The sequence below is a fragment of the Pseudorhodobacter sp. W20_MBD10_FR17 genome (assembly GCF_052119765.1).
Classification (GTDB): Bacteria; Pseudomonadota; Alphaproteobacteria; order Rhodobacterales; family Rhodobacteraceae; genus Pseudorhodobacter.
Genome location: NZ_JBGQOQ010000024.1, coordinates 61,260 through 69,579, shown reverse-complemented (window position 1 = coordinate 69,579; position 8,320 = coordinate 61,260). Strand labels below are relative to the sequence as shown.

Below are 8,320 nucleotides of genomic sequence, written 5' to 3'. Positions count from 1 at the left end.
GCGGTTGTAGCTCAGTTGGTTAGAGTACCGGCCTGTCACGCCGGGGGTCGCGGGTTCGAGCCCCGTCAACCGCGCCATTTTTACCCATTCATCCCTGCTAATATGTGCTGTATGACCACCAAAACCAATGGGGGGTAACACATGGCTTTTCTCGACGGTATTCCGCTTAACCTGCTTATCATCGCAGCGCTAACGCTTGGCCTTGCGCCATTTTTTCCAGAACCGCATCTGTGGGAAAAGCTGAAAATGCTGGCCGCAGGTACGCTGACCCGCCCAGTCGATATTTTTGATATGTTGATGCATGGCGCACCCGTGCTGCTCTTGGTGGCCAAACTGGCGCGGATGGCGCTTAAAGCTTAAGCCGGTAGCGGACATGCCCGTCATAGGGCGCGTAGCTGTCATACAGCGCGCGCGCCCGCGTGTTGCCTTCATCTGTGTGCCAATAGAGCCGTGCATTGCCATTGGCGCGGCATATCGCGATCAGGTCATCCAGCAGCGCACGGCCCAGGCCATGGCCCCGCGCGGCCTCGGTTAAAAACAGGTCTTCCAAGTAACAATCGGGCGTGGCTGCCCAAGTTGACAGATGCGTGTGGTGCAAGGCAAAGCCTACAAGCACGCCATCCACCTCGGCCACACGCCCGCGCAGCAATGCGGCAGGGTCTATCAGTCGCGCCCAGATTTGGTCTGTAATATCCGGCGCCAGTGTTACCTCGTAAAAGGCCAGATACTGCCCCCAAAGGTCGCGCCAAACCGCCTCGTCTCGCGTTGAAATATCTCGAACACCCACAGCAACCGTCCCCACATCATCTGTTTGAAAATATCCCACGGGGTCTGGGGGTGTGAAACCCCCAGCTTTGCTTTGGATAAGCACTTGCCCCCGCGCTTAGCCCCGCGCCTTTAGCTCCAACCGGCGCGCGTGCAGCACAGGCTCGGTATAGCCCGAAGGTTGCTCTTTGCCCTTGAACACCAGATCACAGGCCGCTTTGAATGCAATCCCGTCAAACCCCGGCGCCATCGGCACATAGGCCGCATCACCTGCGTTCTGACGGTCGACCACGGCGGCCATTTTCTGCATTGCTGCCATCGCGGCCACTTCGGAGACCACGCCATGATGCAACCAGTTCGCCAGCGCCTGAGATGAGATCCGGCAGGTCGCGCGGTCTTCCATCAAGGCGACATCGTGGATGTCTGGCACCTTGGAGCAGCCGACACCTTGGTCGATCCAGCGCACGACATAGCCCAAAATCCCTTGGGCGTTGTTTTCCACCTCTTGCATGATCTGCGCCTCGGTCCAGCGGCGATAGGTCGCCAGCGGAATATCCAGCACCGCATTCACATGCGCTCGCCGCCCACCTTTGGCCAAGCGTTTCTGCACCGCGAACACATCGATTTTGTGATAATGCAGCGCGTGTAAAACAGCGGCGGTAGGGGACGGCACCCAAGCGCAATTCGCACCCGCCTTGGGGTGGTCAATCTTTTGTTCCAGCATCGCGGCCATCAGGTCGGGCATGGCCCACATGCCCTTGCCAATCTGCGCCTTGCCCGAAAGCCCGCACTCAAGCCCGATATCGACGTTCATCGCCTCATAGGCCCCAATCCAGCCTTTGCGTTTGATGAAATCCTTGCGGCTGAAAGGACCTGCCTCCATGCTGGTGTGAATCTCATCGCCAGTGCGGTCCAAGAACCCTGTGTTGATGAAGCACACACGGTTTTTCGCCGCGCGGATACATTCTTTCAGGTTCACCGTGGTGCGGCGCTCCTCATCCATGATCCCCAGCTTTACTGTGTATTGCGGCAAGCCCAGCATCGCCTCAACCGCGCAGAAAATCTCATCGGCAAAGGCAACTTCTTCCGGCCCGTGCATCTTGGGTTTCACCACATAGACCGAGCCCGAAACCGAGTTCCCGCCATCGCGCTGCAAATCATGCATCGCAATCAGCGTGGTGATGCAGGCATCCAGCAGGCCCTCATAGGCCTCATTCCCGTCTTTGTCGCGCACCGCAGGGTTGGTCATCAAATGCCCGACATTGCGCACCAGCATCAAGGCGCGGCCCTTGAGCGTAAAGGGCGTCCCATCGGGCGCGGTATATGCGGGGTCGGCATTCAGGCGGCGCGTCATCTGCTTGCCGCCCTTATCAAAGCTGTCCTCCAGATCGCCCTTCATCAGGCCCAGCCAGTTGGAATAGGCGAGGGTTTTATCCTCGGCATCCACGCAGGCCACCGAATCTTCGCAATCCATAATCGCGGAAACCGCCGCCTCAACCCGCACATCGGCCAGCAACGCGCGGTCACGGCTGCCAATCGGATGGGCGCGGTCGAATACCAATTCGACATGCAAGCCGTTGTTTTTCAACAATACCGCATCCGGTGCCTTGGGGTTGCCGCGATAGCCCACGAATTTTGTGGGGTCCATCAGTGGCAGGTCATCAACCAGCAACTGCCCAGCCTGCACGTGATAGCGGCGCACGTCGGAATGGCTGGCGCCTTTGATCGGAAAGGCCTCGTCCAAGAACAGCCGCGCGCGCGCTACAACCCGTGCGCCATGCCCACGCTCGTAGCCCCCTTTGGGCGGCTGAACCCCCATCGCATCGGTGCCGTAAAGCGCATCATAAAGGCTGCCCCAGCGCGCATTCGCCGCGTTCAGCGCAAAGCGGGCGTTGGTGATTGGTACCACCAGCTGTGGGCCTGCAATGCAGGCAATTTCGGGGTCGGTGTTTGTGGTTTCGATCGTAAAATCAGTACCTTCGGGGACCAAATATCCGATCTCTCCCAGAAACGCCATGTAGGCATCGGCGTCATGCGGCTGGCCGCGATGTGCGATGTGCCACGCATCAATCTTGGCCTGAATGGCCTCACGTTTGGCCAGCAAAGCGCGATTTTTGGGGCCGAGCGTGTTGATCACCCCCGCCATGCCTGTCCAAAACGCATCGGCGGTGACGCCGGTTCCCGGCAATGCCTTGTCTTCTATAAACTGCACCAACTGCGCGTCTACTGTGATCCCGCCCTTGTCCAACATCTGTGCCATCGCCTTGCGTCTCCTCTTTCGGTTTGTAAAAGAGTTAGGAGCAAGCCCGCGCAAAGGCAACAAAATTACTCGGCTTTATGGCGCTGTTTCGCCAAATCACTTTCGTGAATTTTTTGATAGTTGCCCTGAATTTACGGGTTTTGCCTTGGCGCCACGGCAGCGGTCGGAACAATAGCGAACCTTATCCCAGACCTTGGCCCAAGCTTTGCGCCAGACAAACGGCCGCCCGCAGGTGGCACAGGTTTTTTGCGGCAAGTCGCGTTTGGCAACACCTTTGGGCATCACAAATCCAAGCTTAGTTGGCCTGCCACGGGCGCACGCGTGCGTCGAAAGCCGGTGCTGCGCGGGGTGAAAAATAGCCCGCCCCGCGTGCAGGGCTCGATCAGCTCGACATCTTCCACGACTGTATCGCGCCGCATCATCGCCCGCGCGTTTCGGGCGGCCGTGGCGATATCAACCAGAGGTTCGGGGTAACGCCGTCCCAAAATCGCTTGGGCACCGGGCCATTTCCACGGGGTTTGCAAAAACGCATCGGGCACGGCGGTCAGTTCGGGTACCCAGCGGCGGGTGAATGCGCCGCTGGGGTCATGCTGCTGCCCTTGTTTTACGGGGTCGATCAGTTGCGCCCGTTGGGTGGCCAGCCCCGCAAGGCGCTGCACCTGCGCCCAATGAATGGCAGGGTCGTAATCTGTAAGGCGGCGCGCCAAGACCTGCCCAACGCCCTGCCAATCCAGTTGAAAATGATGCACTGCGACAGAGACAAGCATCGCCCGCGCAGGAAAGTTAATCCACCCCGTCGCCCGCAAATACCGCATGCAGGCATCCAGATAGGGCAGGCCGGTTTGGCCTTTGCACCATCCGTCAAAACACACGCCTTTGGCCTGTATTGCGGGCAGAGCCATATCCAGCGCAGGCTGTTTATACCGCGCACCGATCCGCAGCTGAAAGGCCCGCAGGCTTGGCCCCCAATCTGCCCCCGGCCGCGCATCAATCCGCGCCTGCACAGCCAAAGCCACCTCACGCTTTGACACAGCTCCTAGCGCCAAATAGGGCGATACGCGCGAACAAACGCGCTCGGCGCTCATCACCGCGTCGGCACCGCGTGTATAGCCTAACCCGCGTTGGCCCAGAAAACTGTCCAGCAGCGCCATGCCTTGTGTTCGGCCACCAATCTGGCGATGCGGGCAATCATCGCCCGCCATCCGCAGCGCCCGCGCATTGGGAATGACGCCCGGCTCAATCCCCGCAACCATTCGCAAACCGGGGGGAGCCAAAAGCTCATCGCTGGTTTGCGCCAGCTCGATCCATTCAATCCCCGCGCCATTGGCCCAGTCGCGCACCCGCGCATCGCGGGCAAAGGCCCAAGCATCGCCTGCGCCGAAATGGCTCACAATCCGTGTGATGTTGTTTTGCTTGCACAGCCGCGCCAGCACCTCGACGGCATCGCCAACGCGAACCACCAATGGCGCCCCCAAGCCCGCCAAATCGCGCCGCAGCCCTGCAAGCGTTTCCGCCACAAACGCCCATTGCCGCGCCGAGGTATCCGGCTGCGCCCAAGCCTCTGGCTCGGCAATGTACAGCGGCAAAACAGCGCCAAGCTCTGCGCCGAAACACAGGGCAGGGTGATCTTCCACCCGTAAATCGCGCTTATACCAAACAAGAACATTCATGGAACATAGATGTAGCGTTCCGCGCAGATTCGTAAACCCCCTATTGTGGGTTTGAGGTGGTTGTACCGCGCTCCCTGCGGCGCTAACGTGTCGCCAAAACTTGCAATAAAGGCCAGCCACATGAACGACGCATCTCCCAAAGCCATCCTTCTGGCCGACTACCTTCCCTTTCCTTATGCGCTTGACCATGTTGCGCTGCATTTTAAACTGCACCCCACGCAAACCCGCGTCACCGCCAAGCTGTCCTTTGCTGCCAATCCAGCCGCAAAAGCGGGCCAAGACCTGCGGCTCGACGGGGAACAGCTTGCCCTGAAAGCCTTGTTGTTGAATGGCAACCCCCTTGCTCATCAGCCCGATGAAACCGGCCTGACAATCCCTGCCGCTGACCTGCCAGGCGGCAGTTTTACGTTGGAGACGGAGGTCGAAATCTCGCCGCAAACCAACACCTCGCTTGACGGGCTGTATATGTCGGGCGGCATGTATTGCACGCAATGCGAGGCGCAGGGCTTTCGCAAGATCACCTATTACCCCGACCGCCCCGATGTCATGGCCCGCTTTGACGTAACGATGGAAACCGGCATGTCGGTGCAGCTGTCGAACGGCAACCCCACAGGTCTCGGCGCGTGGCATGACCCGTGGCCCAAACCGGCCTATCTGTTTGCGCTGGTTGCGGGCAATCTGACCGCCTATTCCGACCATTTCACCACTATGTCGGGTCGCCGCGTCGCGCTTAATATCTATGTTCGTCCGGGGGATGAGGGCAAATGCGCCTATGCGATGGACAGCCTGATCCGGTCGATGAAGTGGGATGAGGAGGTTTATGGCCGCGAATATGACCTCGATATTTTCAACATCGTCGCGGTGGATGATTTCAACATGGGCGCGATGGAAAATAAAGGGTTGAACATTTTCAACTCGAAACTGGTTTTGGCCACGCCCGAAACCGCCATCGATGATGATTACGCGCGGATTGAAGCGGTGATCGCGCATGAATATTTCCACAATTGGACCGGCAACCGCATCACCTGCCGCGACTGGTTTCAGTTGTGCCTGAAAGAGGGGCTGACCGTTTACCGTGACCAACAGTTTTCGGGCGATATGCGCAGCCATGCCGTAAAACGGATTGAGGATGTGCTGACCCTGCGCGCCCGCCAGTTTCGCGAAGATGGTGGCCCGTTGGCCCATGCCGTGCGGCCCGACAGCTATGTCGAGATTAACAATTTCTACACCGCCACGATCTATGAAAAAGGCGCCGAGGTGATCGGGATGCTGCGCGCACTTGTGGGCGATGACGGCTACGCCGCGGCACTTGATCTGTACTTTGACCGCCACGACGGCGATGCCGCCACGATTGAAGATTGGCTTCAGGTTTTTGAGGATGCCACAGGCCGTGATCTGACCCAGTTCAAGCATTGGTACACCCAAGCAGGCACGCCGCACGTCACTGTCACGGATGATTATATGGACGGCACTTATACCCTTCATCTGGAACAGAAAAACCCTCCTACACCGGGCCAGCCTGTAAAGGCGCCAAAGGTTATTCCTGTCGCCGTGGGCCTTCTGAACCCCAACGGGGATGAGGTGGTGCCAACATGCCTGCTGGAACTGAACCAAGCCCGTCAAAGCTTTACCTTTACCGGCCTTGCTGCGCGCCCGACGCCGTCTATCCTGCGCGGATTTTCGGCGCCTGTGGTGTTAAGCCGTGCGACCAGCCCTGCCGAGCGCGCCTTTTTGCTCGCGCATGATACCGACCCGTTCAACAAATGGGAATCGGGGCGTGCCTTGGCCAAAGAGGTGCTGATCCGCAAGATCACTGAAGGCGCGCCCACGTCGCCCGATTGGTTGGCCGCGATTGAGACGGTTACGTTTGATGAAAGCCTCGACCCTGCCTTCCGCGCACTTACCCTGCGCCTTGCCGGCGAAGATGACCTTGCCCAAACCTTGCATGCGGCGGGCCATATGCCTGACCCTGCTGCCATTCACGCCGCCCGCGCGGCTATGTTGGCCGATCTTGCCCAGCATTTGGCCCCGCGTTTGCCCACCTTGATTGCCAGCCTCGCAACGCCCGGCCCCTTTGATCCGGGGGCGATTGCTGCGGGCAAACGGGCGCTGCGGCTTGGTGCGCTGTCGCTGCAATCGCGGCTGGATGATGGCAAGGCAGCGGTTGCGGCCTTTGCGGCTGCCAATTCAATGACCGAACAAATGGGCACCTTGGCGGTACTTTTGGATATTGGCCAAGGGGGGCCGCAATCCGCGGCCTTCCGCAAGCAATGGCAAGGCGACCGGTTGGTGATGGACAAATGGTTCGCGTTGCAGGTCAGCTATGCCGCACCCGATGCCACCGCCACCACCACCGAGGCACTGACCCAAGACCCTGATTTTGATTGGAAAAACCCTAACAGGTTCCGCGCGGTCATCGCGTCGCTTTCGGGCAATCACGCAGGCTTTCACCATGCCTCAGGCGACAGCTACCGCTTGCTTGCCGATTGGTTGATCAAGCTGGACCCTGTGAACCCGCAAACTGCGGCCCGCATGTCCACAGCGTTTGAAACCTGGCCGCGCTATGATGCCGACCGCCAAGCCATGATCCGCGCCGCCTTGCAGCGCATCCAATCCAGCCCGAATCTAAGCCGCAACTTGGGCGAAATGGTTGGTCGGATGCTGACCGCGTGATCTATCGGGGGCAGGGCGGCTTGCCCCCGGTTTCGTCATACACGCGTTACGGAATCGCAGCATATTGGGGGCATGAAACAGCGCCTTGACCCCCTTTTGACCGAACGTGCGCCTTGGCTTGCCAGGCCCGGTTTCGGCCCCGCCCGCCGCACCATTGAACGGGTGCTGCGTTACCCTGAAACCCTGACTTGGGCGCAGATCTGCGAAACCCTGCCGCCCGAGCGCGTGATGTCGGTGATGGCGGCGCTGGTCGCCTGCAACACCCGCGCCAGTGGGCTGGAACATATCCCCCGCTCGGGGCCTGCGCTGATCGTTGCCAATCACCCGACGGGCATTGCGGATGGCATCATTCTGCACCACCTGCTGTCGCCCATCCGCCGTGACCTGTATTTCTTTGCCAATAGCGACATCCTGCGGGTCTTGCCGCAAATGGCACCGATGATCGCGCCGGTTGAATGGCGGAAAGACAAACGCAGCCACGCCAAAACCCGTGAAACCTTGGCCTTTACGCGCGAGGCCGTGGAGCAAGGCCGCATGGGCGTGCTGTTTCCATCAGGGCGTTTGGCCAAACGTCGCGGCTGGCAACTGCATGAGCGCCCGTGGATGCAATCTGCCGCGCAACTGGCCCGCAAATATGACTTGCCGATTATCCCCATCAACATCCGCGCCCGTAACTCGGGCCTGTTCTACCTGCTGGATCGTATTCACCCCAGCCTGCGCGACATCACCTTGTTCCATGAGGTGCTGAACAAATCCAACCAACCGTTTTCACTAACCGTTGGCGCGCCTATCCCCGCCGCGCATCTGCCAAGGTCGCCCGAGGTTGCAACCCAGTTTCTACGCGATCGAACCTTGGGTTTGGGCGATCAGCGCTCGCCTGCGGTTTGTCTTTTGAAAACCTCACGGCTGCCAATCTGGCTTGAACCCTTGGCCCCGCTGCCGTAAACAGGCG

At 59.6% G+C, this 8,320-nt stretch carries 7 protein-coding genes and 1 tRNA gene; 4 read left to right on the top strand and 4 right to left on the bottom strand.

Translation table 11 applies throughout. The features are described from left to right. Both ACEN2J_RS15375 and ACEN2J_RS15370 read left to right on the top strand, forming a co-directional pair. A tRNA-Asp gene (locus tag ACEN2J_RS15375) sits at positions 1–77 on the top strand. Positions 78–141: 64 nt separating this feature from the next. Continuing rightward, a complete protein-coding gene (locus ACEN2J_RS15370; protein WP_442106988.1) occupies positions 142–360 on the top strand; it encodes an RND transporter in 219 nt (72 codons plus the stop codon). Here the strand turns inward: ACEN2J_RS15370 and ACEN2J_RS15365 are convergent. From ACEN2J_RS15365 to ACEN2J_RS15350, 4 genes are all read right to left on the bottom strand, one after another. After that, positions 350–787, bottom strand: a complete 438-nt coding sequence (locus ACEN2J_RS15365; protein WP_442106987.1) for a GNAT family N-acetyltransferase — start codon at positions 785–787, stop codon at positions 350–352. The two genes, ACEN2J_RS15370 and ACEN2J_RS15365, sit on opposite strands and share 11 nt — an antisense overlap. 96 nt (positions 788–883) lie before the next feature. Continuing rightward, positions 884–3,025 (bottom strand): malate synthase G, encoded by a 2,142-nt coding sequence (locus ACEN2J_RS15360; RefSeq protein ID WP_442106986.1) that lies wholly within the window; start codon positions 3,023–3,025, stop codon positions 884–886. Positions 3,026–3,121: 96 nt separating this feature from the next. Beyond that, a complete protein-coding gene (locus ACEN2J_RS15355) occupies positions 3,122–3,307 on the bottom strand; it encodes a DUF2256 domain-containing protein (protein WP_442106985.1) in 186 nt (61 codons plus the stop codon). Further along, positions 3,307–4,695 carry an FAD-binding domain-containing protein gene (locus ACEN2J_RS15350; RefSeq protein ID WP_442106984.1) on the bottom strand — a complete coding sequence of 463 codons (1,389 nt, stop codon included), beginning with the start codon at positions 4,693–4,695 and terminating at the stop codon, positions 3,307–3,309. The genes ACEN2J_RS15355 and ACEN2J_RS15350 overlap by 1 nt, the downstream gene beginning before the upstream one ends. 120 nt (positions 4,696–4,815) lie before the next feature. Between ACEN2J_RS15350 and pepN the strand changes: the two genes are divergently transcribed. After that, positions 4,816–7,368, top strand: coding sequence for an aminopeptidase N (pepN, locus tag ACEN2J_RS15345; RefSeq protein ID WP_442106983.1), 2,553 nt, complete (start codon positions 4,816–4,818; stop codon positions 7,366–7,368). A gap of 72 nt (positions 7,369–7,440) precedes the next feature. Further along, positions 7,441–8,313 carry a lysophospholipid acyltransferase family protein gene (locus tag ACEN2J_RS15340; RefSeq protein ID WP_442106982.1) on the top strand — a complete coding sequence of 291 codons (873 nt, stop codon included), beginning with the start codon at positions 7,441–7,443 and terminating at the stop codon, positions 8,311–8,313. Positions 8,314–8,320 lie beyond the last annotated feature (7 nt).